This window comes from Candidatus Poriferisocius sp. (assembly GCF_965219775.1).
GTDB lineage: Bacteria > Actinomycetota > Acidimicrobiia > Acidimicrobiales > Bin134 > Poriferisocius.
This window is the reverse complement of record NZ_OZ244793.1, coordinates 964452-987428: the sequence shown is the minus strand read 5'-3', so window position 1 is coordinate 987428 and position 22977 is coordinate 964452. Positions and strand designations below refer to the sequence as shown.

Here is a 22977-nt window from a genome sequence, read left to right as displayed (position 1 = left end):
CGACCATCCTTAACGTCAGGGGAGCGGGCTGACCCCCCGGCCAAGCGGGCTCGGCCGGGCCGGGGGATTGGCAAGGGTCAGTCGTCTTGTACCAGTTCCTCGATGGTGACGGCGTCGTTGTTGTCCTCGTCGATGGTCACCTTGTAGATCTTCGACTCGAGGTAGCCGCCGCTGCCGCCGATGGAGCTGGCCCCGTTGGCCCGGACCTGGGCCTGGTAGTAGTACCCGTCCCGCAAGCTGGTGGCCGAGAACTGGGACTCACGGGTGTCGTCGGCGGAGACGGTGCGGGAGGAACCCCAGCTTCCGCAACTGAACCCGGTGGTGCCGCAGCGGCGCCACTGCACGGTGTAGCTGTTGACGGTCAACGCGCTGGTGGGCACGTCCCATTCCAGGGTAAGGGTGTCGCGGTTGTTGGCGTCCAATTGGACTACCACGCCGAGGTTTTGCGGCACGAACGTGGCGCCCGGGGTGGCGCTCTTGGCCTCCGACCAGGGACCGTCCCCGATAGTGTTCCGGGCCAGCACCCGCACCTCGTGGCTGGTGCCGGAGGTCAAACCGGTCAGGACATAGCTGTAGTTGGGCCCGTCGTTGCCGTCGGGATCAGCCTGAGCCAACGACACGTTGCTCGAACTCCAACTGGTGTTGCCCGCGCGCCGCCACTGGATGCGGAAGCCGGTGACCTTGGCCTTGTTGCTCTCCTCCGCCGACGTCCAGTCCACATTCAGCGACCGGATGTTGTCGGCGTTCTCGGCCACCGAGGTGAGGCTGGGGGCGCTCAGGGTGCCGGGCTCGGCCGAGACCACCGTGGACCACGGTCCCGGACCGTTGCTGTTGATGGAGAGCATCCGCACGTAGTAGAGCCGGTTGTTGTCCAGTCCGGTGATGGTGTAGCTGGACTCACTCCCGGCGCCGGCGGCTGACGGCGTGGTTTGCTCGCAGCTTGTGCTGGTCTGGCAGTTGCTCGGGAAGCTGCTGCTGGTGTTCCACTGGAGCACGTAGCTCTGCACGGAGGGCGTGCTCTCGGGATTGGTCCAAGTCACCGTGATCTGGCGGCTGCCGGGATCCAGGGTGATGCCCGACGGGGCGGACGCCTGTCCCAACACGATGCGGGCGGTGGACGACCACGATCCGGCGATGTCCCGGTTGATGGCCTGCACCCGCACCTCGTACTCGTTGGAGGCGGTCAGATTGGCAATGGTGGTGGTGGTCGCCGGATCGCCGCCCGCGTTGGCCGGGCCGACCGTGATCTGGCGGGCGTTGGCCGACCAGCCCTCCCCGGCGGTGCGGTTGCGCCACTGCACCTGATAGTGGGTGGGCTGGCGGTTGGGGTCGGTCTGGTCGGGCTTGGTCCAGGTGACCCCCAAGGAGCGGGAGTTGGCCCCGGTGGTGGTCAGCGACACCTCCAGGGGCTGGCCGGGGGTGGGTCGGGTGCTGGTCAACCGCAGCGACTCGGTGAGCGACCACGTGCCGGGGCCGTTGGCCGTCACCCCCTGTACCCGCACGTAGTGGGTGCCGCTGGACAGGCCGGTGATGGCGTACTCCGTGGTGGAGGCGGCCACACTCGCCTGGCGGGCGGCCGACCAACTGGAGCTGCTGGTGGACCACTGGACGATGTAGCTGTTGATGCCGTCGTCCGCGCCGTGGGGGGGATCCCAGTTGGCCGCGATCTGGCCGTAGAACGAGCTGGTCAGCGGGTTGTCGTCCGGCCAAACGGGAGGACCGGCCAAGCCGGGGGTGCTGGACAGAGTGGGGGTGAAGGGATCGCTGGAGAGGCCGCGGACCGCCTTGACCCGGACGTTGTAGGTGGTGTAGTTCGCCAGCCCGTTGATGGTGAGGGTCGTCGTACCGCTGTCGGTGTAGGCCCGGCGGGAGGTCTGCCAGCTCTGGCCCCGAGGCGTCCACCACACCTCGTACTCGTACACGGCTTCGGCGTCGTAGGGGTCGCTGTCGTTGTCGGAAGTGTCGTCGTCGGCGGTCACCACGTCCCAGCTCACGATGATCTGGTTGTTGTTGGGATCGAGTCGGAGGTTCTGGGCGGCTCGCTTGTTGTAGGTGCCGGGATTGGTGGCCACCGGTGCGGTCGGCGGAACGATGGGGGTGGTGGTGCCGCCGCCACTGCCGCTGCCGCTGCTGCTGCCGGACCCACTACCGGAGCCGGATCCGGAGCCAGAGCCGGTCCCGGGGGTGGTTCCGGTGGGAGAGGGCTGACCGGTGGCGCACACGTCCTTGGCCTCGGCCGCCGGCTCCCCGAAGGAACCGGGCACCCGCAGGCACTCAACGGCCACCAATTGGTTGAACCGGGCGGGTTGCAGCAGGGCCAACCGCTCGAAGGCGTTCTGGCGGGCCACCGCCGACCGGCGGGTGCGGGGCAGCGAGCAGGTGTCGGCCACGCCGTTGCCGTCGCTGTCGAACGGGTAGGTGACCGGCCCGCCGAAACTCCGGTCGAGGCAGAAGGCGCGTCCGGTGATCACCGGCCCGGAGAAGAACCGATCGCTCACGTTCTCGAGGGGGATCGTGCTGTAGGGGACGGCGACCGGCGTGCGTCCCTGGGCATGGGCCGCCCGGGGGGCGGCGCAGTCGTCGGTGGCCTCGTCCACGGGTTCGCCGAAGGTCTCGGCCACTTTGGTGCACTCTTCGGCGTAGAGCTGGCCGAAGAGCAGGGCAAGCTCGCCCCCCAGGCTCTCCATGGCGTTCTGGCGGGCGGCCGTCTCCCGGCGGGTGCGGGTGAGCGAGCAGGTGTCGGCCACCCCGTCACCGTTGCTGTCGAATGCGGTGGTGATCGGTCCGCCCAGGCTGCGGTTGACGCAGTAGTCCGGGCCGTTGATGGTGCCCGAGTAGTACCTGGTGGTGTTGGTTTGGGCGGACGCGAGCGTGGTGAGCCCGGCCAGCAGCCCGGCGACGGTCATCACTGCCCCGCACAACCGCAGGGCCCGCCTGGTGTTGCTGGTGCTGTTGGACATCATGCCCTCCATCTCGTGCCCTCCATGTCGTGCCCACCATGGCGAACACTCTGATTCGCGCTCGCTGTGTCGTGCTGACGATGGTTGCGATTTGCGCACCATTCCGGGCGCAAACCTGAACTTTATCCCAGGGAAAAGTCGATCTGGTGAACCCCCCCTCCGGGGTTGGGGGCCTCCCTCACCCGAGCTGGGCGCGCAGGTCCTGGGCGTCGGATACCGGGAGTTGGCAGGTGTAGTTGCGGCACACGTAGGCCAAGCCCTCGGTGCGGTTGTCCCACAGCGGGGAGGGGTAGGGCTCGCCCCAGGCCAGCACCGCGTTGGGCCGGTAGCGCTCCCGCACCGCGTCCACCAGATCGGGGCGCTCGCCCACGATCACGATCTCGGTGAGGCCGGTGGCCGCCATGTCCACCGCCTCCAGCAGGTGGCCGAAACCGCTGGGGTGGTTGGCCGCCACCTCGCCCAAGAGGGCCAGGATGTCGTGGGCCCGGTCGTGGTAGGAGGCCCGCCCGGTGAGGGTGCCCAGTCGCAGCAGGGCCACCGCGGCGGCGCTGTTGGCCGACGGGACGGCGTTGTCGGCGATCTCCTTGGGCCGGCACACCAACGCCTCGGCGTCCGAGCCGGTGGAGTAGACGCCGCCCCGCTCATCGTCCCAGAACAGCTCCAACATGGCGTCCGTGGCGTTGGCGGCTTCGTCGATCCACCGGGCCTGACCGGAGGCCTCGCCCAGCCGGGTGAAGGCGTCGGCCACCGCGGCGTAGTCGGCGGCGTAGGCCAGGTGGCGGGCCTGGGCCGGTCGCCGGCCGTCGCCCGCCTGCCAGGAGCGCAGCCAGCGGCCGTCGGCCCGGCGCAGTTGATCCAACAGGAAACCGCCGTTCTTCACGGCTGCTTCCATCCACTGCTGGTTGCCGGTGGCCGCAGCCGCCTCGGCCAGGGTGGCCAGCATCAGGCCGTTCCACTCCAGCAGCACCTTGTCGTCCAGGCCGGGGGGGATGCGCAGGTTGCGGGCCGACAACAGGCGTTCCCGGCCGAGTTCCACCGCCGGGGGCCGCTCCAGGTCGCCCCGCACCGGCCGCCACAGGATGTTCTGCCCCTCGAAGTTCCCGGATTCGGTCACGCCGTACCAGGCCATGAACTCCTCGGCGTCGTCGCCCAGCACCGAGGTGATCTGGGCCGGGGTCCACACGTAGAACCGGCCCTCCTCGCCCTCGGAGTCGGCGTCCAACGCCGAGTAGAAGCCGCCGCTGGGGTGGCGCAGGTCGCGCAGGACGAAGCCCACGGTCTCGTCCAGCACCTGCCGGAAGCGGGGGCGGCCGGTGACCTGCCAGGCGTGCAGGTACAGCCGGGCGAACAGGGCGTTGTCGTACAGCATCTTCTCGAAGTGGGGCACGATCCACTGGGCGTCCACCGAGTAGCGGCTGAAGCCGCCGCCGAGATGGTCGTAGATGCCCCCCGAGGCCATGGCGTCCAGCGAGTTGATGACCATGTTGAGCACGTCCTGGTCGCCGCTGTGGAGGTAGGAGCGCAACAGCACTTCGTGGCTCATGGTCTGGGGGAACTTGGGGGCGCCGCCGAAGCCGCCCCAAGCGGCGTCGTACTGGCGGCGCAGGGCGGCGGTGGCCTGCTGGAGGGCCTCCGCTTCGGGGCCGGCGGCGGCCCGCTGAGGGTCGGGCTGGATGAGGGCGGTGCGGTTCAGCGACCGGGTGAGCTGGTCGGCCTGCTCGTCCACCTCCGGGCGGCGGTTGACCCACACGTCGTGAATCCGGTGCATGATCTCGGTGAACGACGGCATCTGGCCCCGGCGGACGTTGGGGTAGTAGGTGCCCCCGTGGAAGGGGCGACCGTCGGGGGTCATGAACACCGTCATGGGCCAGCCCCCCCGACCGCTGAGGGCCTGCACGGCCTCCATGTAGATGGTGTCCACGTCGGGGCGCTCCTCCCGGTCGACCTTGACGTTGACGAACAGCTCGTTCATCACCGCGGCCGTCTCGGGATCCTCGAATGATTCGTGGGCCATCACGTGGCACCAGTGGCAGGCCGAGTAGCCCACCGACAACAGGACGGGCTTGTCGGCGGCCCGGGCGGCGGCGAACGCCTCGGGCCCCCAGGGGTACCAGTCCACCGGGTTGTCGGCGTGCTGGCGGAGATAGGGGCTGGTCTCGGCGTCCAGGCGGTTCATGGGTTGCTCCCGTGGCGAGCGGCGGGGGCGGGCCGAGCCCCGGACTCCAAGAGGCGGTTCATGGCATGGACACTAACGAACCGGGGCCATGGGCAAGACTTGGCCGCATGATCAAGTTGCTTTTGCAGGGGGCGCGGCCCCGGACGCTGCCCGCGGCGGTGGTGCCGGTGGCGGTGGGAACCGCGGTGGTGGCCCCCGACGTGGTGTGGTGGCGGGTAGCGGTGGCCCTGGTGGTGGCGCTGGCCCTGCAGGTGGGGGTGAACTACGCCAACGACTATTCCGACGGGGTGCGGGGCACCGATGCCCAACGGGTGGGTCCGGCCCGGTTGGTGGGGAGTGGCGCAGTGGCACCCGGCCGAGTGCGCACGGCGGCGTTCGCGGCTTTCGCGGTGGCCGCCGGGGCCGGGTTGGCGCTGGCCATCGTGGCGGCGTTGTGGCTGGTGGCGGTGGGGGCCGCCTGCGTGGTGGCGGCCTGGTACTACACCGGGGGACGTCGGCCCTACGGCTACTTGGGCTTCGGGGAGGTGTCGGTGTTCGTGTTCTTCGGCCTGGTGGGCACCGTGGGGGCGGCCTTCGTGCAGACCGAGCGTCTCTCCGCCCTGGCCGTGGCCGCCGCCGTGCCGGTGGGCCTGTTGGCCTGTGGCCTGTTGGCGGCCAACAACCTGCGGGACGTCGTTCAGGACCGGGCCGCGGGCAAGCTGACCCTGGCGGTGCGCTTGGGCGACCGGGGGGCGGCCTGGCTGTACACCGCCCTGGTGGGCGGGGCCATTGCCGTCGGCGCCGCGCTGGGCGCGGCCCGCCCGTGGGCGCTGTTGTCGTTGGCCGCCCTGGTGCTCGCCGGGTTCGCGGTGCGCCTGGCGTTGTCCGCTTCTCCCAAGGCACCCCTGCTCAACCACACCGCCCGACTGCACCTGGTGTTCGGCGCACTGTTGACCCTGGGCCTGGCCCTCTAGCGGCTGACGCCTACTCCTGCTCCGCCTTCCAATAGGGGGCGCGGAGGGCTTGTTTGTTGACCTTGCCCATGGCGCTGCGACCCAGGGCGGCCTCGCTCACGAACTCCACGGTGCGGGGACACTTGTAGTGGGCGATGCGGTCTCGGCAGTAGGCGATCAACTCCTGGGTCGGGTGTGGGTTGCCGGGGTCGGTGGGCACCACCAGGGCCTTGAGCTGCTCGCCCATCTCCGGGTCGGGAACGCCGATGCAGGCCACGTCGGCCACGCCGGGGTGCTCCACCAGCACCTGCTCGGCTTCGGCCGGATAGACGTTGACCCCGCCCGACACCACCATGTCGGAGAACCGGTCGGTGAGGTAGAGAAACCCCTCCTCGTCGGTGTAGCCGATCTCGCCCAGGGTGAACACCCCCGGCCGCAGGTGGGCCGCGGCCGTCTTCTCCGGGTCGTTGCGGTAGCGGATGCCCCGGCCGCTGTGGTCGGCAATATACACCCGCCCCTCCTGCCCGGGGGGCAGCTCGTTGCCGGCCTCGTCCACGATGAGCACCTCGAACGGGGGGACCGGACGGCCCACGGAACCGGGGTGATCCAACCAGTCCTGGGAGTTGATGTGGCACGAGCCCCCGACCTCGGTGGAGCCGTAGCCCTCGTACAGGACCGGTCCCAGCCAGTCGATCATGGCCCGCTTCACCGAGATCGGGCACGGCGCCCCGCTGTGGGTCACCGAGACCAGGCTGTCGGTGCGGTAGCGGTTCCGCACGTCATCGGGCAGGGCCAACAGGCGGCTGAAGTGGGTGGGCACCATGAACACGCTGGCGATGCGGTGGCGGTCGATGGCGGCCAGGGTGGCCTCGGGATCGAACCGCCCGAGCACCACCACCGGGGCCCCGCCCAGGAGGTTGCGGGTGGCCGCGAACGGTCCCGCGTGATACAGCGGTCCCACCACCAGGTGGCTGCCGATGGCGGCGTTGGGGGTCTCGCAGGAGGCGGCGTAGTCGGCCACGGTGGCCCCGCCCCGGTAGAGGCCGGGAGGCGCCTCCACCCCCTTGGGTCGGCCGGTGGTGCCCGAGGTGTAGAACAGGTGGGGGAGGGGCGGCGTGTCCGTCGGCGGGGGGTCGCCGGCGGCTCCGGCCAGGGCGTCCTCCCAGGAGATCACGTCGGGGTGGTCGGGGCAGTGCCAGCCCGTCACCGCCACCGGTGTCGCCCCGGCCACCGACTCGACCGCCTGGAGGGCCCGGGCCGCGGTCTCGGGGCCCACCAGCACCAGGGCCGACCCCGAGTCCTCCAGGATGTAGGCCAGCTCGTCGGGGGTGAGGTGGAAGTTCACCGGCACGGCCGAGGCGCCGGCCAGGGCGGCGGCCACGTAGGCGATCACCGTCTCGGCGGAGTTCTCGGCGAACACGGCCAAGCGGCGTTCCGGTCCCAGGTCGAAGGAACGGAGCAGGTGGACGGCCCGGTTCATCATGCGGTCCAGTTCGGCCCAGCCCAGGGTGATCCGCTGGTCGGCCAGGGCCAGGCGGTGGGGGTCGTCCTCGGGGATGTGTCGGGCGAGCAGGGACACGGCGGATCGGTGGGGAGGCCTACCGGTTCAGGGCCGTCGGGTGGCGGTGATGAGTTGGGCGATGCCGCCCGACAGGGTCCGGCGCTCCACGGCGTCGAAACCGTGCTCGGCCAGCATGGCCAACAGCTCGTCGGCGGGGGGCAGGTAGGACATCGAGCGGGGGAGGTACCGATAGGCGGCCCGGTCGGAGAGCAAGCCGCCGATTCGGGGCACCACGGCGCCGAAGTACACCCGGTGGCCGGTTCGCAGCACCGGGTGGGTGGGTTCCGACACCTCCAGCAGGGAGACCCGCCCTCGGGGGCGCAGCACCCGGGCCACCTCGGCGAAGAGCTCCCCGAGATCCACCACGTTGCGCAGGGCGAACCCGCAGGTGACGCCGTCGGCGCTGTGGGCCGGGACCGGCAGGCGCAAGGCGTCGCTCAGCACCAGGGGGGCGGGCCGGTCGGCCCACGCCCGGTGGCCCTGGGCGGCCCGGAGCATCCCGGTGGACAGGTCGAAACCCACGGGCCCGAGCCCGGCGGCTCCCAGGTCCCGGCACAGGTCGCCGGTGCCGCAGGCCAGGTCGAACACCCGGGCGCCCGCGGGCAGGCGCAACTCGGCCACGGCCCGGCGTCGCCACCGTCGGTCGAGGCCCAGGGTCAACAGCCGGTTGAGCAGGTCGTACCGGGGAGCGATGGCGTCGAACATGCGCCGCACGGCGGCCACTTTGGCCGGACCCTGGGGCAATGGGGCGGCCGCGGTCACGGCACCGACCACCGGTAGGCCCGGTTGGTGGCATGGTGGTGGAACCCCAGCGCGCGGTAAGTGGCGACGGCCGGGTGGTTGTCGGACTCCACGTACAGGAAGCCCACGGTGAGGCCCGCGTCTGACAGGTGGTCGAGTCCGGCCAGGGTCATCGGCTTGCCCAGGCCCTGGCCGTGGAAGTCGGGGTCCACCGCGATGGCGTAGATCTCGCCACCCGGCGGCCTCTCGTCGGGGTGGACCTTGGTCCAGCAGAAGCCGGCCAGCCGTCCGTTGCGCTCGTGCAGGCGGAACCCCTCGGCGTCGAACCAGTCCTCGGCCATGCGGGCGGCCAGGCCCTCGGGGGTCATGCCTCCCTGCTCGGGGTGCCAGTGAAATGCCCGATTGTTCACCCGGAGAAACTCCTGGTCGTCGGCGCCGGGGACGAAAGCCCGAGTGGCGATGGGGGAGCGGTCGGTGGGCAGGGGCCGTTGCATCCGCCACAGGTCACGGTAGGGGCGAAAGCCCAGGTCGCCGGCGAAGCGGTCGTCGTCGTCTCGGGCCCGTTCGATCCAGAGCTGCACCTGCGTTCCGGCGTCGGCCTGGTCGAGGACCGCCCGGATTCGGTCGGTGGCCGAGGCGTCGCGGGGTTGGTCGGGGTCCACGGTGATCGACCAGGCGAACTCCCCCTGGTCCAGACGGGTGACGCTGAGCGGCACGGCGACCACGCTACCGGCCCCGCGGGTCGCGACCGGCCCCAAGGAGGTCACTAACATCCCGGCGATGGGCACGCCGCGCACACCCAAGGGCCGGGCCAGGCGGACGCACGAGCTCTTGGCCCAGGAGTACCCCGAGGCGGTGTGCGAACTCGACCACGACACCCCCTTCCAGTTGTTGGTGGCCACCATATTGTCGGCCCAGTGCACCGACAAGCGGGTGAACATGGTGACCCCGGCGCTGTTCGCCGCCTACCCCACCCCCGATGATCTGGCGGTTGCCCCCCTCTCCCATGTGGAGGAGCTGGTGCGGTCCACCGGATTCTTCGCCACCAAGGCCAAGAACATCGTGGGCATGGCCCAGGAGCTGGTGAGCCGCCACGGGGGCGAGGTGCCCGGCAAGATGGGCGACCTGGTGCGCCTGCCCGGGGTGGGCCGCAAGACGGCCAACGTGGTCCGCAGCGTGGCGCTGGGCCTGCCCGGCTTGCCGGTGGACACCCACGTGGCCCGCATCACCGGCTTGCTGGGGATCACCGAGCACAAGGATCCGGTGAAGATCGAGAAAGAGCTGAACCCCATGGTGCCCGCCACCGAGCGGGGCGAGTTCTCCCTGCGGCTCATCCTCCACGGTCGCCGGGTGTGCATCGCCCGCCGGCCCCGCTGCCACGAGTGCGTGCTGGCCTCGTTCTGCCCGTCCGCCGGAGACTGAGGCCCCGCACTCGGGCGGTCAGAGGGCGGGCATCACTTTGTTCACCACCAGCTCCAGCGTCTCCCACCCGATGGCCGGGTCGATGCCCCCGCACAGGGGGTGCAGCGTGGCCGCTCCCTTGGTGCGGACCAGCTCGACGCACTCGTCGGGCGTGACCACGGCGTACTGGTCGGAGGCTTTCAGGTCGGCCACCTCGTCGGCCTCCACGTGCCAGCCGGACCGTTGGTCGGGGTACTGCCAGCTCGCGTAGGCCTGGGCGTCGTAGAGCAGGTTGGGGCCGATCTTGGCCCACAAGGCCTCGGGATCCTCGGTGACGAGCACCAGGCCGGGACCGTCGGGGGACATGGCGAAGGCCTCGGCGTAGCCCACCTCGGCGGCCTCGGCGTAGTAGAGGTCCACCAGCTCCTGATCCCCGATGGGGGGCATGTAGGGAAGCCGCAGCCGGGCCGCCCGCTTCGCCGAAGCGGGTACCGATCCTCCGACCATGATCATCGGGTGGGGCTGGGTCACCGGCTTGGGGGTGACCCACGCGGTGCGGCCCTGGTACTCGAACGGCTCGCCCGTCCAGGCCTGCTGCATCACCCGGATGGCCTCCTCGGTGTCGCGCCCCCGGCGGGTGCGGTCCTTGCCGAACATCTCGAACTCGAACTCCCGGTAGCCCAGGCCGGCAATGGTGATGAACCGGCCCGGCGCCATCAGGTCGATGGTGGCGATGTCCTCGGCCAACCGCAGCGGGTCGTGGTAGGGCACCAACAGGGCCGAGAGTGTACACATGAGGTTGTCGGTCGACCCCAGGATGGCCGCCGAGATGGCCAGCGGGGCCGACATGAACCCGTCCTCGGTGCCGTGGTGCTCGCTGGTGATGGCCCCGGCGAACCCCCGGGTATCGGCCCACTTCACCATTTCCAGCATGGTGCGGTACTGCTCGCCGTGGGTGACCTCGGTGAACGGAGGGGTTCGAAGATCAAAGCGCAGGTTGAACATGTTGTCTCCCGGTCATGTCGGTGGCGGGGTTGCCGCCCGGCCGACGGCACGTGGCGTCGGTGGGTACAGCTTGTCACCCGCTGTCGGTGCGTGCCGCTTCACAGGCTGCGGGTGAGCCGGTCGAGGCGGCGGGTGGCGCCCCGCAGGCTCCGCTCCACTTCGTACAGTTCGAAGGAGACGTCCTCCCGGTCGGTGTCCTCGTAGCGGCGGGCCATGTCGGCCACCCGCTGGAGGAGGTCGTCCAACACGGTGCTCATCGAACTCAGCTCGGCCCCGTCGGCGGAATTCGTGCTGTTGTCCACCGCCGGATCGTAGCGGCGGGCCGCCGGGCGGGTGGCGGCGGTGATCATGGCGGTGCCCTCGATGGTGCCCACGGTGATGATCGCGGTGATGATCCCGCTCAGCTCATATGGCACATGATGCTAGCATTAGAGTATGGCGACAACGCGCACCACCTTCACCTTGGACCAAGAGCTGGCCCAACAGGCGCGAAAGCTCCGGGTCAACGTCTCGGCGGCCGCTCGCCAAGGGGTGCTGGACGCGGTGAGGAGCGCGCTCGGCGAGGCGGATCGGGCGGCCTACCTGCGGGACCGAGAGCAGCCGGACGAGTTCTGGGAAGAGGTGGAAGCGTGGGGTGACCGGTGAATCGCGGCGAGGTGTGGTGGGCCGAAGCGGGCGGAAAGCGACGGCCGGTGGTGGTGCTCACCCGATCCGAGGTCATCGATGTGCGGGAGTCGGTGACCGTTGCCGAGGTGGCCACCAGAATTCGGGGTCTGGCGGTGGAGGTTCCGATTGGTGACGACCAGATGCCCCTGTCCCGACCATCGGTGGTCAATTGCGACGGCCTGCACACCATCCGGATCTCCGCCCTCGCCGGGCGGGTGGGCGTGTTGAGCGAGGCGACCATGCAGCAGATCTGCCGATCGGTGGCCTACGCCTTGGGCTGCTAGCAGTCGGGGCCTCGGCAAAGCCTTCGTTGACCGGATGGGCGCGGCGGTAGTTTTGACGGCGGTGCTGGATCGAGTGGACCTGCGAGGTGAGGCCGACCCCCTCGGCCGTCTGCCCCGACCGGAACCGGTCCCGGCGGCCTCGGTGGCCGCGGTACGCGCCATCGTCGACGCGGTGCGCGCCGAGGGCGACGCTGCGGTGGCCCGGTACACCCGACAGTTCGACGGCGCCGTGCCCCCCACGTGGCGGGTGGCGGCGGCCGATGTCACCGCCGCCCGGGCCCGCATCGACCCCGAGTTGCGGGAGGCCCTGGAGGCGGCGGCCGAGTCCATCGACGGGTTCCACCGGCATCGGAAGCCAACGACGCACGTTCACCGCCGCGACGGCCTGGTCATTCGGAGCTGGGATCAGCCGGTGGACCGGGCCGGGTGCTACGTGCCCGGGGGCCGGGCCGCCTACCCCTCCACCGTGCTGATGACCGCGCTGCCCGCCCGGGCGGCGGGCGTGGACCAGGTGGCGGTGTGCGTTCCCCCCGGCCCCGACGGACGGGTGGCCGATGTCACCCTGGCCGCGGCGGCCGTTGCCGGGGTCCACGAGGTGTACGCCATGGGCGGCGCCCAAGCGGTGGCGGCGATGGCCTACGGCACCGAGTCGGTCGCCGCGGTGGACGTGATCGTGGGGCCGGGCAACGTGTACGTGGCCCTGGCCAAACAGTTGGTGGCCGGGGAGGTGGGCGTGCCGGCGGCCTTCGCCGGACCGTCGGAGATCGTGGTGGTGGCCGACGGCACCACCCCGGCGGAAAGCGCCGCCATCGACCTCCTCGTGCAGGCCGAGCACGGTCCCGACGGCCTGGCGTGGCTCATCACCTGGGACGAGGCCGCGGCCGATGCGGTGGAAGCATCGGTGGCCGAGCTGCTGGTGTCGGCGGCTCGCCGGGAGGACATCGCCGCCACCTTCGCCCGCAGCGGCCACATCGTGCTGGTGGACGGTCCCGAGGCGGCGGCCGAGGTGGTGAACGGCATCGCCCCCGAGCACCTGCAGGTCATGACCGCAGCACCGGAAGCGGTCATCGAACGGGTCCGCCATGCCGGGGCCATCTTCCGGGGCGCGTGGACGCCCGCCACCCTGGGGGATTACGTGGCCGGCCCCTCCCACGTGCTGCCCACCAGCAGGACCGCCCGCTTCTCCGGGGCCTTGGGCGTGCGGGATTTCGTCAAACCCATGCACGAGATCACCGCCACCCCCGAGGGCCTGGCCGCCGTGGGCCCGTGGGCCGCCACCATGGCCGACGCCGAGGGCCTGGACGCCCACGCCCGGTCGATCCGCCTGCGGACCCGCGCCCAACCGGACCAGGAGCACCACCCATGAGCAACTCGGCGCGACTGGCCGCCCGCGACAGCGTGGCGCTGATGGCGGGCTACCACTCGCCTCAGCTCGACGTGGCCGTGCGCCTGAACACCAACGAGTCGCCCACGCCCCCGCCCGAGGGCTGGGCCGACGAGGTGCGGGCCGCCCTGGCCGACATCGACTGGCACCGTTATCCCGATCGGGGCGCCCACGAGTTGCGGGCCGCGCTGGCCCGACACGAACGGGTGGCCCCCGAGCAGGTGTTTGCGGCCAACGGTTCCAACGAGGTGCTCCAGTGTCTGCTGTTGGCCTTCGGCGGGCCCGGTCGCAAGGCCCTGGCCTTCGAACCCACCTACGCGCTGCACTCCCACATCGCCGGCCTGACCGCCACCGAGATGGTGTCCGGGGAGCGAAACGGGGACTTCACGCTGGACGCCGACCAGGCCATTGCCATGGTGGGACGGCACCGGCCGGCGGTGACCTTCCTGTGCTCGCCCAACAACCCCACCGGCATGGTGGAACCACCGGATCTGGCCATGAGGCTGCTGGAGCACGTGTCGGCGCTGCCCGGCATCTTGTTGGTGGACGAGGCTTACGGGCAGTTCAACCCCCACTCGGCGGTGGGCGAGGTGGACGAGAGCCGCCCGTTGGCGGTGTCCCGCACCTACTCCAAGACGTGGTCGATGGCCGCGGCCCGACTCGGCTACCTGGTGGCCCCCACCTGGGTGGTGGCCGAGCTGGACAAAGTGGCCCTGCCCTATCATCTGGACGCCTTCAAGCAGGTGGCGGGCCGCTTGGCCTTGGCCTACGAGGACGACATGAAGGCCCGGGTGGCCGAGTTGGTGGCCGAGCGGGAACGGTTGGCCGCCGGGCTCGACTCGCTTCCCGTCCGCCAGTGGCCGTCGGGGGCCAACTTCATTTTGTTCCGCCCCGACTCGGGCGACGGCGACGGCGTCTGGCAGAGGCTCGTGGATCGGTCGGTGCTGGTGAGAAACTGCTCGTCCTGGCCCCGGCTGGCCGGGTGCCTGCGGGTTACCGTGGGAACCCCGGCGGAGAACGACGCGTTCTTGGCCGCGTTGCGAGAGGTGCTGTGATGACCGGCCCATTCCCCTACCCGCTCTCCCCGAGGAACTGATCCCGAGGTACTGACATGGCCCCTTCTGTTCGCACCGCCACGACGTCTCGGACCACGGCCGAGACCAGCATCGACATTGCCATCGACCTGGACGGCGACGGCCGGGGCGAGGCGGCCACCGGTTTGCCGTTCTTCGACCACATGCTGAGCCAACTCGGACGCCACGGCGGCTTCGGGCTGCGCGTGGAGGCCACCGGCGACCTGGAGATCGATGCCCACCACACGGTGGAGGACGTGGGCATCCTGCTGGGCTCATGCTTCGCCGAGGCCCTGGGCGACAAGGCCGGGGTGCGCCGCTTCGCCTCCATCTCGGTGCCGCTGGACGAAGCGGTGGTGGAGGCGGTGGTGGACCTGTCGGGTCGACCGTTCCTGCACTACGACGTGCAGCCCCCGGGCGAGAAGATTCTGGGCGACCCGCCGTTCGACCCGCAGCTCTGCGAGGAGTTCTGGCGGGCGTTCGCCACCTCGGCGGCGCTGACCCTGCACGTCACCATGGTCCGGGGCCGCAACACCCACCACATCATCGAGGCCAGCTTCAAGGCGGTGGCCCGGGCCCTGCGCGACGCCGTGCGGGTGGAGGGCACCGGCATTCCCTCCACCAAAGGGGTTCTGTGATCCCCAACGGGTCTGCGGGGGCCAATGGATGACCGACCGCTGATCGCGGTGCTGGACTACGGCATCGGCAACCTCCGCTCGGCCCAGAAGAGCCTGGAGCGCATGGGGGCCGACGCCCGGCTGACGGCCGATCCCGCAGTGGTCGCCGACTCCGCCGGGGTGGTGCTGCCCGGCGTGGGGGCGTTCGGGCCGTGCATGGCCGCCCTCGAACGCACCGGCCTCGACCACCAGGCCCGGTGGGCGGTGGCCGCCGGGCGGCCCTTTCTCGGCATCTGCATCGGCCTGCAGCTTCTCTACGAGGGCTCGGAGGAGGCGCCGGGCGTCGCCGGTCTGGGCATCCTGGGTGGCCACGTGCGCAAGCTGCCCGACACCGTGAAGCGTCCGCAGATGCAGTGGAACCGGCTGGAGGTGCGACGGTCGGACCCTCTGCTGGAGGGTTTGGAGGACGCCTGGGTCTACTTCGTCCACTCCTACGCCGCGCCCCCGGCCGACAACGTGGTGGCGGTGTGCGACTACGGCGGCCCGGTGGCCGCGGTGGTGGCCGAGGGCAACGTGTGGGCCACCCAATTCCACCCCGAGAAGTCGGCCCGCCCCGGTCTGAAGCTGCTGGAGAACTTTGTGCACCGGGCCCGGGCGGCCTGAGGTGCAGCTCTACCCGGCCATCGATCTGCGGGGCGGCCGCTGCGTGCGCCTCTACCAGGGGTCGTACGACGCCGAGACCACCTACCGGGACGACCCGGTGGCCCAGGCCCGGGAGTTCGCCGCCGCCGGGGCCTCGTGGCTGCACGTGGTGGACCTCGACGCCGCCCGGAGCGGGGATCCGGTCAACCTGCCGGTGATCGCGGCCATGGCCGAAGCGGTGGACGTGCCCCTGCAGACCGGCGGGGGGGTCCGCAACCGGGACGCGGCGGCCGCGCTGGCCGACGCCGGGGCGGCTCGGGTGGTGATCGGCACCGCCGCGGTGGAGAATCCCCGATTGGTGGAACAGGTGGCGGCCCGCCAGCCGGTGGCGGTGGGATTGGACGCCCGGGGTCGGGAGGTGGCCACCCACGGGTGGGAACGATCGGGGGGCGCCGACCTGTTGGAGCTGGCCGCCCGCTTCGAGTCGTCGGGGGCCGAGGCGGCCATTGTCACCGAGATCAGCCGGGACGGCACCATGGCAGGGCCCGACACCGAGGGGCTGACCACGGTGTTGGCGGCCACCGGTCTGGCGGTGATCGCCTCCGGTGGGGTGGCCGAGCTGGCCGACCTGGAGGCGTTGGAGGCCGTGAGCGCCGGGGGTCGGGGACTGGCCGGGGTGATCGTGGGTCGGGCCCTGTACGAGGGTCGATTCACCGTGGAACAGGCTCTGGTGCGGTTGGCCCCGTGAGCGAGTCGGGGATCGGCATTCCTTCCCTGAAGGAGCCCTACTGTCGGATGTCGGCGCCGTGAGCCCGCAGGTGCCCGCGGCCACCAACGCCCGGGTCATCCCCTGTTTGGACGTGGACGCCGGGCGGGTGGTGAAGGGGGTCAACTTCGTGGACTTGACCGACGCCGGCGACCCGGTGGAGCTGGCCGCCCGCTACGACCACCAGGGAGCCGACGAGGTGGTGTTCCTGGACATCACCGCGTCCAGTGACCGGCGGGAGACGACGGTGGAGTTGGTCCACCGCACCGCCGAGGAGGTGTTCATCCCGTTCACCATCGGCGGGGGCATCCGCACGGTGGACGACGCCCGTCGTCTGCTGCGGGCCGGGGCCGACAAGGTGTCGGTGAACACCGCGGCGGTCAACCGGCCCCAACTGGTGGCCGAGATCGCCGATGAGTTCGGCAGCCAGTGCGCGGTGGTGTCCATCGACGCCCGCCGGACCGGTGGCGGGCCGTTCCCGTTCGAGGTGTTCACCCACGGGGGTCGTACCCCCACCGGCATCGACGCCGTCGCCTACGCCACCCGGGTGACCGAATTGGGGGCTGGGGAGATCCTGCTCACCTCCATGGACCGCGACGGCACCCGCGACGGGTTCGATCTGGAGTTGACCCGGGCGGTGGTCGAGGTGGTCAACGTGCCGGTGGTGGCCAGCGGGGGGGTGGGCACCCTGGATCACCTGGTGGAGGGTGTGCTCCAAGGCGGGGCCGACGCGGTGCTGGCCGCCTCCATCTTCCACTTCGGCGAGCACACCGTGGCCGAGGCCAAGGTGGCCATGGCCGCCGCCGGTATTCCCGTCCGCCCCGCCGAGGCTCCCGCCCCCCGTTAGCCGATCGGGGCACCCGGCGGCGCCGTCACTCAGGTTTCCAGTTCCCTCAGGAGTCCAGTTCCCTCAGGTACCCAGTTCCCTCAGGTGCCCAGCGTGTCCAGGAACCGGTCGACGAGCACGTTCAGCCGGTCGGTGCGCCCGACCAGGAAGTGGTCGGCGCCCGCCACGGGGTGGACCTCGGTGTTGATCCAGTCGGCGGTGGCGGTTCGGGCCTGATCCGGGGGATTGAACTGGTCGCGCTCGGGCACGGCCAACCACGTGGGACGAGGATCGGGGCCCGCCTTGAACCGGCCGGGGTCCAGCACCCGCAGCGGCGGGGCGACCAGGAACCAACCGGCCACCTCGGGCGCGGTGCAGGTGGCGGCCAGATCGGCCCCGAACGACCAGCCGGCCAGCACCACCGGGACCGGAGCGGGCCCGGCGTCGGCCAGGGTGGCCACCGCGGCGGCCACGTCGAGCTGTTCTCCCTCCCCGAAGTCGTGCTCGCCCTCCGAACCGCCCACCCCCCGGAAATTGAACCGCAGCACGGCACAACCGGTGTCCACCAGATGGGTGAACAGAGTGGACACCACCAGCGAGTGCATGTTGCCCCCGTGCTGGGGATGGGGGTGGGCGATCACCACCGTGGAGCGGGGCCGGGCGGGTCGGACCCACTGGGCCTCCAGGTGGAGGCCGTCGGCGGTGGTCACGGTGGTGGGGGCGGGCGCCAAGTCGTCTGTCATCCACCTGCAGGGTAGCGTTGACCGTCCATGGCCAAGCCCGCGAATCCGGTCTCCCCCAAGGACAAACTTCCCATCAAGATGCTGAACGACCGCATCCTGGTGCAGATCGCGGTGCCCGAGGGAGAACGGCGATCCACCGGGGGCATTCTCATTCCGGCCACCGCCCAGGTGGGCAAACGCCTGGCTTGGGCCGAGGCCATTGCCGTGGGGCCCAACGTGCGCACCGTGGAGGCGGGCGACCAGGTGTTGTTCAACCCCGAGGATCGCTACGAGGTGGAGGTGCGGGGCGCCGACTACCTCATCCTGCGGGAACGGGACATCCACGCGGTGGCCGCCCCCCGCCTGGACGAGGGAAGCACCGGCCTCTACCTCTGACAATACCTCTGACAATGCCTCTGGCAGCCTGGGGTGCCTCCAAGGTCCCGGCGCGGGGTGGCGGTCGGACGGGCAAATGGCTCTGTCCGACGGGGGATGCGCTCCTACCATGGGACGATGCCGGAGACCGTGTCGCCCGAGTTCACGCCACAGACAGCCCCCGAGGCCACGCCCATCGTGGCTGCGCCCGGGGCATTGGATCACGTGACGTTCGACCGGGACGGGCTGGTGCCGGCCATCATCCAGGAGCACGAGGGCGGGCAGGTGCTCATGATGGCCTGGATGAACCGGAAATCGCTGGAGCGGACGCTGGAGACCGGGCGAACCTGGTTCTGGAGTCGCTCCCGCCAGGAGTACTGGTGCAAGGGGGAGACCTCCGGCGACCGCCAGTACGTGCGGTCGGCCTACTACGACTGCGACGGTGACACCCTGTTGTTCACCGTGGAGCAGGAGGGCCGGGGGGCGTGCCACACCGGGGTGTACTCCTGCTTCTTCCGGGCCTTCGACGATCCGGTGTCCCCGCCCCCGGAATGATCCGCCGAGGAGCGCCGTGATCAGCCCCGATCGCCCCACCTTCCACCGGCTGGCCGCCGAGTGGACCGTGGTCCCGGTGTGGCAGGAGCTGGTGGCCGACCTCACCACCCCGGTGGCCGCCTTCATGCGCACCGTGGGCGACGAGCCCGGATTCCTCCTGGAGTCGGTGGAGCACGGCGAGCGCTGGAGCCGGTTCTCCTTCATCGGCCGACGGCCGTTGGGAACCCTGGTGGCCCGGGGCCAACGGGTCACCGCCACCGGGGCGATTCCCGACGGCACCCCCCTCGATCAGGGGATGCTGGCCGCGGTGGAGCACCTGTTGTCGCGGTGGCGGTCCCCGGCGATCGACGAGCTGCCGCCGCTGCACGGCGGGCTGATGGGCTACCTGGGCTACGACGTGGTGCGGGAAGTGGAGCACCTGCCCGAGGTACCGACCGACGACCAGGGCCTGCCCGACGCAGTGCTGTCGGTGATCGGCGAGCTGGCCGTGTTCGACCACTGGCGCCAGCGGGTCACCCTCATCGAGAACGTGATCATTCCCCCCAACGCCTCCCCGGCCGACATCGACGCCGCCTACGACCGGGCCGGGGCGGCCCTGCAACAACTGGCCGCCGACGGCGCCCGACCGGTGGACGAGCCCCTGTTGGAGCCACCGCAGCCCGACGAGGAGCTGCCCGAGGTGGAGTCCACCATGGGGTCCCGGCTCTACTGCGCCGCGGTGGAGGCGGCCAAGGAGCACATCCTGGCGGGCGACATCTTCCAGGTGGTGCTGGCCCAGCGCTACGACTTCGACCTGGAGGCCGAGCCGTTCGACGTGTACCGCTCACTGCGACAGGTCAACCCCAGCCCCTACATGTACTTCGTGCGGCTGCCCGAGGTGTCGTTGGTGGGATGTTCCCCGGAGCCCATGGTGCAACTCCTCGACGGGCGGGTCATCTCCCGGCCCATTGCCGGCACCCGGCGCCGGGGCCGCACCGAGGCCGAGGAGCGGCGGATGGCCGCCGAGCTCACCGAGCACCCCAAGGAGGTGGCCGAGCACATCATGTTGTTGGACCTGGCCCGCAACGACGTGGGCAGGGTGGTGAGGTTCGGCTCGGAAAAGGTGGACGAGATGATGACCCTGGAGCGCTACAGCCACGTCATGCACCTGACCTCGCAGGTGTCGGGTGATCTGGCCCCCGGTTGCACGCCGGTGGACGTGCTGCGGGCCACTCTGCCCGCGGGCACGGTGTCGGGGGCGCCCAAGGTGCGGGCCATGGAGATCATCGACGATCTGGAACCGGTGAAGCGGGGTCCCTACGCCGGGGTGGTCGGCTACCTGGACTTCTCGGGCAACATCGACACCGCCATCGCCATCCGCACCATGGTCGTCCAGGGGGGTCGGGCCTCCATCCAGGCGGGGGCCGGGATCGTGGCCGACAGCATCCCCGAGCAGGAGGATCTGGAGTGCCGCAACAAGGCCCGGGCGCTGCTGGAGGCCGTGCCCGCCGCCCGGCGCATGCACCGAGGCCGATCCACATGAGCGCGCCGGTGGACCTGCGCACCCAGGTGGGGGTCTGCCCCACCGAGCGGGCGGTGCTGGCGGCGACCGGGCCCGACTCCGAGACCTTCCTGCAGGGCCAACTCAGCCAGGACATGGTCGCGCTGGCTCCCGGCCGGTCGGCCTGGTCGTTGATCCTGCAACCCCAGGGGCGCATCGACGCCTTCGTGCGGGTCACCCGCCGCACCGCCGAACGGTTCGTGCTGGACACCGATGGGTCGTTGGAGCAGGTGGTCGCCCGGTTGCGGCGGTTCATGCTGCGCACCGACGTGACCCTGGAGCCGCTGGACTGGAAGTGCCTGGCGGTGCGAGGGCCCGGCGCCGCCGAGGTGCAGGCCGCCGGGGAGATCGTGGCCCCGGTGCCCACCGGTGGGATCGACGTGCTCGGCCCCGCCCCGGAGGTGTCCCCGGCGGTGCCCCGGGTCCCCCCCGAGGTGCTGGAGGCCCATCGGATTTCCGCGGGGTTTCCCCGCATGGGGGTCGACATCGACGACCGCACCATCCCGGCCGAAGCCGAGGTGGTGCCCTGGACGGTGAGCTTCACCAAGGGGTGCTTCACCGGCCAGGAGTTGGTGGCCCGCATGGATTCCCGGGGCAGTTCCGCTCCCCGGTATCTGCGTCGGTTGGCACTGGACGGGCGCCGGGAGGTGGCCGCCGGCGACCCCGTGGCCGACACCGACGGTGCCGAGATCGGGGCCGTGACCAGTGCGGCCTACGACGCCGTGGCTGACGCCACCGTGGCGCTGGGCTACCTCAAGCGCTCGGTGACCGTGCCCGCTGAGGTTGTGGTGGCCGGGGCCCCGGCTCGGGCCACGGCCGTACCCCGCGCCCAACCCCCGACCTGAGGCCGGCGAAAGGTAGTTTGGGCAGCAGTGTTCATCAAGATCTGCGGCATCACCAACGCCGACGACGCCCTGCTGGCCACCGCCCTGGGGGCCGACGCGGTGGGTTTCATCCTGGCGCCGTCGTCCCGGCAGGTGGCGCCGACCCGGGTGCAGGAGATCACCCGTCGGCTGCCGCCCGGAATCCTCACCGTCGGCGTGTTTCGCGACGAGAGCCCCGACCGGGTGGCCGAGTTGGTGGGCCGCTGCGGCCTCAAGGCCGCCCAACTGCACGGGCGGGAGAGCGTGGCCGACACCCGGTCGGTGCGCGCCGAGGTGCCGGTGGTGATCAAGGCCTTCCCCGGCGGTCGGGCCTCACTGACCGAGGTCCGGCGGTACGGCGCCGACATGGTGCTTTTGGACGCCGACACGCCGGGTTCGGGGCGGGTGTTCGACTGGTCCCTGGCCGAGGACGCCCCCGCCGGGGTTCGGCTCATCATGGCCGGCGGTCTGACCCCGGAGAACGTGACCACCGCCATCGCCAAAGTGCGCCCGTGGGGCGTGGACGTGGCCACCGGCGTGGAGATCTCTCCCGGTCGCAAGGATCCTGAGCGTCTGCGAGCCTTCATCAACGCCGCCCGGTCCGCGGCGGGGGCTGTCCCGTCGGCCTCCTCGCACCGCCGGACCCCCGCCGATGAACCTTACGACTGGCGGGACGAGGAGCCCCGGTGACCATGGCCGAGCCCGCAAGCGGGCGCTTCGGGGATTTCGGCGGGCGGTTCGTGCCCGAGACGCTGGTCCCGGCCTGCGAGGAGCTGGAGGCGGCCTTCCGCACGGCCTGGGCCGACGACGACTTCCGCGGCGAGCTGAACCGGCTGTTGGCCGACTACGCGGGCCGACCGTCGCCGCTGACCGAATGCCACCGCCTGTCGGAGGAGTTGGGACTGCGCCTGCTGTTGAAGCGTGAGGATCTCAACCACACCGGCTCCCACAAGATCAACAACGTGCTCGGCCAGGCGCTCTTGGCCGTGCGGATGGGCAAGACCCGGCTGGTGGCCGAGACGGGGGCGGGCCAACACGGCGTGGCCACCGCCACCGCCGCCGCCCTGTTGGGCCTGGAGTGCGTGGTGTACATGGGGGAGCTGGACATGGAGCGCCAGGCGCTGAACGTGTTCCGGATGCAGCTCCTGGGCGCCGAGGTCCGCAGCGCGGTCTCGGGCAGCCGCACCCTCAAGGACGCCATCAACGAGGCCATGCGGGACTGGGTGGCCACCGTGGAGTCGTCCCATTACTGCCTGGGCTCGGCCATGGGTCCCCACCCTTATCCGTGGATGGTGCGGGAACTGCACCGGGTGATCGGCGACGAGGCCCGGGCACAGTGTCGGGACCGTTTGGGCCGCGATCCCGACGTGGTGACCGCCTGCGTGGGCGGCGGCAGCAACGCCATCGGCATCTTCAGCGGGTTCGTGGACGGTGATGCCCAGCTCGTGGGGGTGGAGCCCGCCGGCGGGGCGGCCATCGGGCGGGGGGTGCCCGGCGTGGTACACGGCTCCAAGTCGTACCTGATGCAGGACGAGCACGGGCAGGTGCTGGAGGCGGCGTCGATCTCGGCCGGGCTGGACTATCCCGGCATCGGGCCGGAGCACTCCCATCTGGCGGCCATTGGTCGGGCCCGCTACGAGTCGGTCACCGACGAGGAGGTCATCGCCGCCTTTGCCGCCCTGTCGCGGGCCGAGGGCATCATCCCCGCCCTGGAGCCCGCCCACGCCCTGGCCTGGGTGCTGCGGGCCCGCCGAGAGCTGGCCGGCCGGACGGTCCTGTTGAACCTCAGCGGCCGCGGCGACAAGGACGTGGACCAGATGATGGGCCACCTGGACGTGAACCCCGGCGCCAACGGGGAACTCGGGCCGAACGGATGACCAGATGACCG

General features: G+C 71.0%; 24 protein-coding genes. 16 read left to right on the top strand and 8 right to left on the bottom strand.

Features of this window, described 5'->3' with window-relative positions; genetic code table 11:
- Positions 1–77: 77 nt before the first annotated feature.
- Together ACOQPQ_RS04500 and ACOQPQ_RS04495 are read right to left on the bottom strand one after the other, a co-directional pair.
- Positions 78–2972 carry a fibronectin type III domain-containing protein gene (locus tag ACOQPQ_RS04500; RefSeq protein WP_420638251.1) on the bottom strand — a complete coding sequence of 965 codons (2895 nt, stop codon included), beginning with the start codon at positions 2970–2972 and terminating at the stop codon, positions 78–80.
- A gap of 166 nt (positions 2973–3138) precedes the next feature.
- Entirely contained in the window at positions 3139–5136 is a 1998-nt protein-coding gene (locus ACOQPQ_RS04495; protein WP_420638250.1) for a thioredoxin domain-containing protein, read from the bottom strand.
- A gap of 107 nt (positions 5137–5243) precedes the next feature.
- Between ACOQPQ_RS04495 and ACOQPQ_RS04490 the strand changes: the two genes are divergently transcribed.
- Positions 5244–6089, top strand: a complete 846-nt coding sequence (locus tag ACOQPQ_RS04490) for a 1,4-dihydroxy-2-naphthoate polyprenyltransferase (protein WP_420638249.1) — start codon at positions 5244–5246, stop codon at positions 6087–6089.
- Between the two features lie 10 nt (positions 6090–6099).
- Here the strand turns inward: ACOQPQ_RS04490 and ACOQPQ_RS04485 are convergent, their stop codons facing one another.
- Genes ACOQPQ_RS04485 through mshD form a run of 3 tightly spaced genes read right to left on the bottom strand, consistent with a single transcriptional unit; the run spans position 6100 to position 9086 of the window.
- Entirely contained in the window at positions 6100–7647 is a 1548-nt protein-coding gene (locus ACOQPQ_RS04485; RefSeq protein ID WP_420638248.1) for an AMP-binding protein, read from the bottom strand.
- A 27-nt stretch (positions 7648–7674) separates the two neighbouring features.
- Positions 7675–8391 carry a ubiquinone/menaquinone biosynthesis methyltransferase gene (locus ACOQPQ_RS04480; RefSeq protein WP_420638247.1) on the bottom strand — a complete coding sequence of 239 codons (717 nt, stop codon included), beginning with the start codon at positions 8389–8391 and terminating at the stop codon, positions 7675–7677.
- Positions 8388–9086, bottom strand: a complete 699-nt coding sequence (gene mshD, locus ACOQPQ_RS04475) for a mycothiol synthase (protein WP_420638246.1) — start codon at positions 9084–9086, stop codon at positions 8388–8390. The genes ACOQPQ_RS04480 and mshD overlap by 4 nt, the downstream gene beginning before the upstream one ends.
- A gap of 64 nt (positions 9087–9150) precedes the next feature.
- On the opposite strand from mshD, the gene nth reads away from it, so the two are divergent.
- A complete protein-coding gene (gene nth / locus ACOQPQ_RS04470) occupies positions 9151–9792 on the top strand; it encodes an endonuclease III (RefSeq protein WP_420638245.1) in 642 nt (213 codons plus the stop codon).
- 18 nt (positions 9793–9810) lie between these two features.
- Here the strand turns inward: nth and ACOQPQ_RS04465 are convergent, their stop codons facing one another.
- Complete coding sequence (locus ACOQPQ_RS04465; protein WP_420638244.1) at positions 9811–10776, bottom strand: LLM class flavin-dependent oxidoreductase; 966 nt, start codon at positions 10774–10776, stop codon at positions 9811–9813.
- 98 nt (positions 10777–10874) lie between these two features.
- On the bottom strand, positions 10875–11192 hold the full coding sequence (locus ACOQPQ_RS04460; protein WP_420638243.1) for a hypothetical protein: 318 nt from the start codon (positions 11190–11192) through the stop codon (positions 10875–10877).
- A gap of 19 nt (positions 11193–11211) precedes the next feature.
- Here ACOQPQ_RS04460 and ACOQPQ_RS04455 point away from each other — a divergent pair, with 19 nt between their 5' ends.
- From ACOQPQ_RS04455 to hisF, 8 genes are all read left to right on the top strand, one after another.
- Positions 11212–11421, top strand: a complete 210-nt coding sequence (locus ACOQPQ_RS04455; protein WP_420638242.1) for a type II toxin-antitoxin system CcdA family antitoxin — start codon at positions 11212–11214, stop codon at positions 11419–11421.
- A complete protein-coding gene (locus tag ACOQPQ_RS04450; RefSeq protein ID WP_420638241.1) occupies positions 11418–11726 on the top strand; it encodes a type II toxin-antitoxin system PemK/MazF family toxin in 309 nt (102 codons plus the stop codon). The genes ACOQPQ_RS04455 and ACOQPQ_RS04450 overlap by 4 nt, the downstream gene beginning before the upstream one ends.
- Positions 11727–11787: 61 nt before the next feature.
- Entirely contained in the window at positions 11788–13092 is a 1305-nt protein-coding gene (gene hisD, locus ACOQPQ_RS04445) for a histidinol dehydrogenase (protein WP_420638240.1), read from the top strand.
- Positions 13089–14165 carry a histidinol-phosphate transaminase gene (gene hisC, locus ACOQPQ_RS04440; RefSeq protein ID WP_420638239.1) on the top strand — a complete coding sequence of 359 codons (1077 nt, stop codon included), beginning with the start codon at positions 13089–13091 and terminating at the stop codon, positions 14163–14165. The genes hisD and hisC overlap by 4 nt, the downstream gene beginning before the upstream one ends.
- Before the next feature lie 56 nt (positions 14166–14221).
- Positions 14222–14821 carry an imidazoleglycerol-phosphate dehydratase HisB gene (gene hisB, locus ACOQPQ_RS04435; protein ID WP_420638238.1) on the top strand — a complete coding sequence of 200 codons (600 nt, stop codon included), beginning with the start codon at positions 14222–14224 and terminating at the stop codon, positions 14819–14821.
- 24 nt (positions 14822–14845) lie between these two features.
- Entirely contained in the window at positions 14846–15463 is a 618-nt protein-coding gene (gene hisH / locus ACOQPQ_RS04430) for an imidazole glycerol phosphate synthase subunit HisH (protein ID WP_420638237.1), read from the top strand.
- A gap of 1 nt (position 15464) precedes the next feature.
- Complete coding sequence (gene hisA, locus ACOQPQ_RS04425; protein WP_420638236.1) at positions 15465–16190, top strand: 1-(5-phosphoribosyl)-5-[(5-phosphoribosylamino)methylideneamino]imidazole-4-carboxamide isomerase; 726 nt, start codon at positions 15465–15467, stop codon at positions 16188–16190.
- Between the two features lie 58 nt (positions 16191–16248).
- Positions 16249–17055 (top strand): imidazole glycerol phosphate synthase subunit HisF, encoded by an 807-nt coding sequence (gene hisF / locus ACOQPQ_RS04420; RefSeq protein ID WP_420638235.1) that lies wholly within the window; start codon positions 16249–16251, stop codon positions 17053–17055.
- Between the two features lie 80 nt (positions 17056–17135).
- Here hisF and ACOQPQ_RS04415 read toward each other — a convergent pair whose 3' ends face one another.
- A complete protein-coding gene (locus tag ACOQPQ_RS04415) occupies positions 17136–17777 on the bottom strand; it encodes an alpha/beta hydrolase (RefSeq protein WP_420638234.1) in 642 nt (213 codons plus the stop codon).
- A 27-nt stretch (positions 17778–17804) separates the two neighbouring features.
- Between ACOQPQ_RS04415 and ACOQPQ_RS04410 the strand changes: the two genes are divergently transcribed.
- The 6 genes from ACOQPQ_RS04410 to trpB all read left to right on the top strand — a co-directional run bounded on the left by ACOQPQ_RS04410 (position 17805) and on the right by trpB (position 22966).
- A complete protein-coding gene (locus ACOQPQ_RS04410) occupies positions 17805–18152 on the top strand; it encodes a GroES family chaperonin (protein ID WP_420638233.1) in 348 nt (115 codons plus the stop codon).
- A gap of 117 nt (positions 18153–18269) precedes the next feature.
- A complete protein-coding gene (hisI, locus tag ACOQPQ_RS04405; RefSeq protein WP_420638232.1) occupies positions 18270–18686 on the top strand; it encodes a phosphoribosyl-AMP cyclohydrolase in 417 nt (138 codons plus the stop codon).
- A 16-nt stretch (positions 18687–18702) separates the two neighbouring features.
- Entirely contained in the window at positions 18703–20208 is a 1506-nt protein-coding gene (gene trpE / locus ACOQPQ_RS04400; RefSeq protein ID WP_420638231.1) for an anthranilate synthase component I, read from the top strand.
- Positions 20205–21071 (top strand): YgfZ/GcvT domain-containing protein, encoded by an 867-nt coding sequence (locus ACOQPQ_RS04395; RefSeq protein WP_420638230.1) that lies wholly within the window; start codon positions 20205–20207, stop codon positions 21069–21071. Before trpE ends, ACOQPQ_RS04395 begins: the two co-directional genes overlap by 4 nt.
- 27 nt (positions 21072–21098) lie before the next feature.
- Positions 21099–21779: a phosphoribosylanthranilate isomerase gene (locus ACOQPQ_RS04390; protein ID WP_420638229.1), complete on the top strand. Its 681-nt coding sequence runs from the start codon at positions 21099–21101 to the stop codon at positions 21777–21779.
- A 2-nt stretch (positions 21780–21781) separates the two neighbouring features.
- Complete coding sequence (gene trpB, locus ACOQPQ_RS04385) at positions 21782–22966, top strand: tryptophan synthase subunit beta (RefSeq protein ID WP_420640353.1); 1185 nt, start codon at positions 21782–21784, stop codon at positions 22964–22966.
- Positions 22967–22977 lie beyond the last annotated feature (11 nt).

Excerpts from the sequence above, each read along its gene's own strand:
- ACOQPQ_RS04500 (WP_420638251.1), bottom strand. The coding sequence starts at position 2,972 with ATGGAGGGCATGATGTCCAACAGCACCAGCAACACCAGGCGGGCCCTG.
- ACOQPQ_RS04495 (WP_420638250.1), bottom strand. The coding sequence starts at position 5,136 with ATGAACCGCCTGGACGCCGAGACCAGCCCCTATCTCCGCCAGCACGCC.
- ACOQPQ_RS04490 (WP_420638249.1), top strand. The coding sequence starts at position 5,244 with ATGATCAAGTTGCTTTTGCAGGGGGCGCGGCCCCGGACGCTGCCCGCG.
- nth (WP_420638245.1), top strand. The coding sequence starts at position 9,151 with ATGGGCACGCCGCGCACACCCAAGGGCCGGGCCAGGCGGACGCACGAG.
- ACOQPQ_RS04465 (WP_420638244.1), bottom strand. The coding sequence starts at position 10,776 with ATGTTCAACCTGCGCTTTGATCTTCGAACCCCTCCGTTCACCGAGGTC.
- ACOQPQ_RS04455 (WP_420638242.1), top strand. The coding sequence starts at position 11,212 with ATGGCGACAACGCGCACCACCTTCACCTTGGACCAAGAGCTGGCCCAA.
- hisC (WP_420638239.1), top strand. The coding sequence starts at position 13,089 with ATGAGCAACTCGGCGCGACTGGCCGCCCGCGACAGCGTGGCGCTGATG.
- hisB (WP_420638238.1), top strand. The coding sequence starts at position 14,222 with ATGGCCCCTTCTGTTCGCACCGCCACGACGTCTCGGACCACGGCCGAG.
- hisH (WP_420638237.1), top strand. The coding sequence starts at position 14,846 with ATGGATGACCGACCGCTGATCGCGGTGCTGGACTACGGCATCGGCAAC.
- ACOQPQ_RS04415 (WP_420638234.1), bottom strand. The coding sequence starts at position 17,777 with ATGACAGACGACTTGGCGCCCGCCCCCACCACCGTGACCACCGCCGAC.
- ACOQPQ_RS04410 (WP_420638233.1), top strand. The coding sequence starts at position 17,805 with ATGGCCAAGCCCGCGAATCCGGTCTCCCCCAAGGACAAACTTCCCATC.
- hisI (WP_420638232.1), top strand. The coding sequence starts at position 18,270 with ATGCCGGAGACCGTGTCGCCCGAGTTCACGCCACAGACAGCCCCCGAG.
- ACOQPQ_RS04395 (WP_420638230.1), top strand. The coding sequence starts at position 20,205 with ATGAGCGCGCCGGTGGACCTGCGCACCCAGGTGGGGGTCTGCCCCACC.
- trpB (WP_420640353.1), top strand. The coding sequence starts at position 21,782 with ATGGCCGAGCCCGCAAGCGGGCGCTTCGGGGATTTCGGCGGGCGGTTC.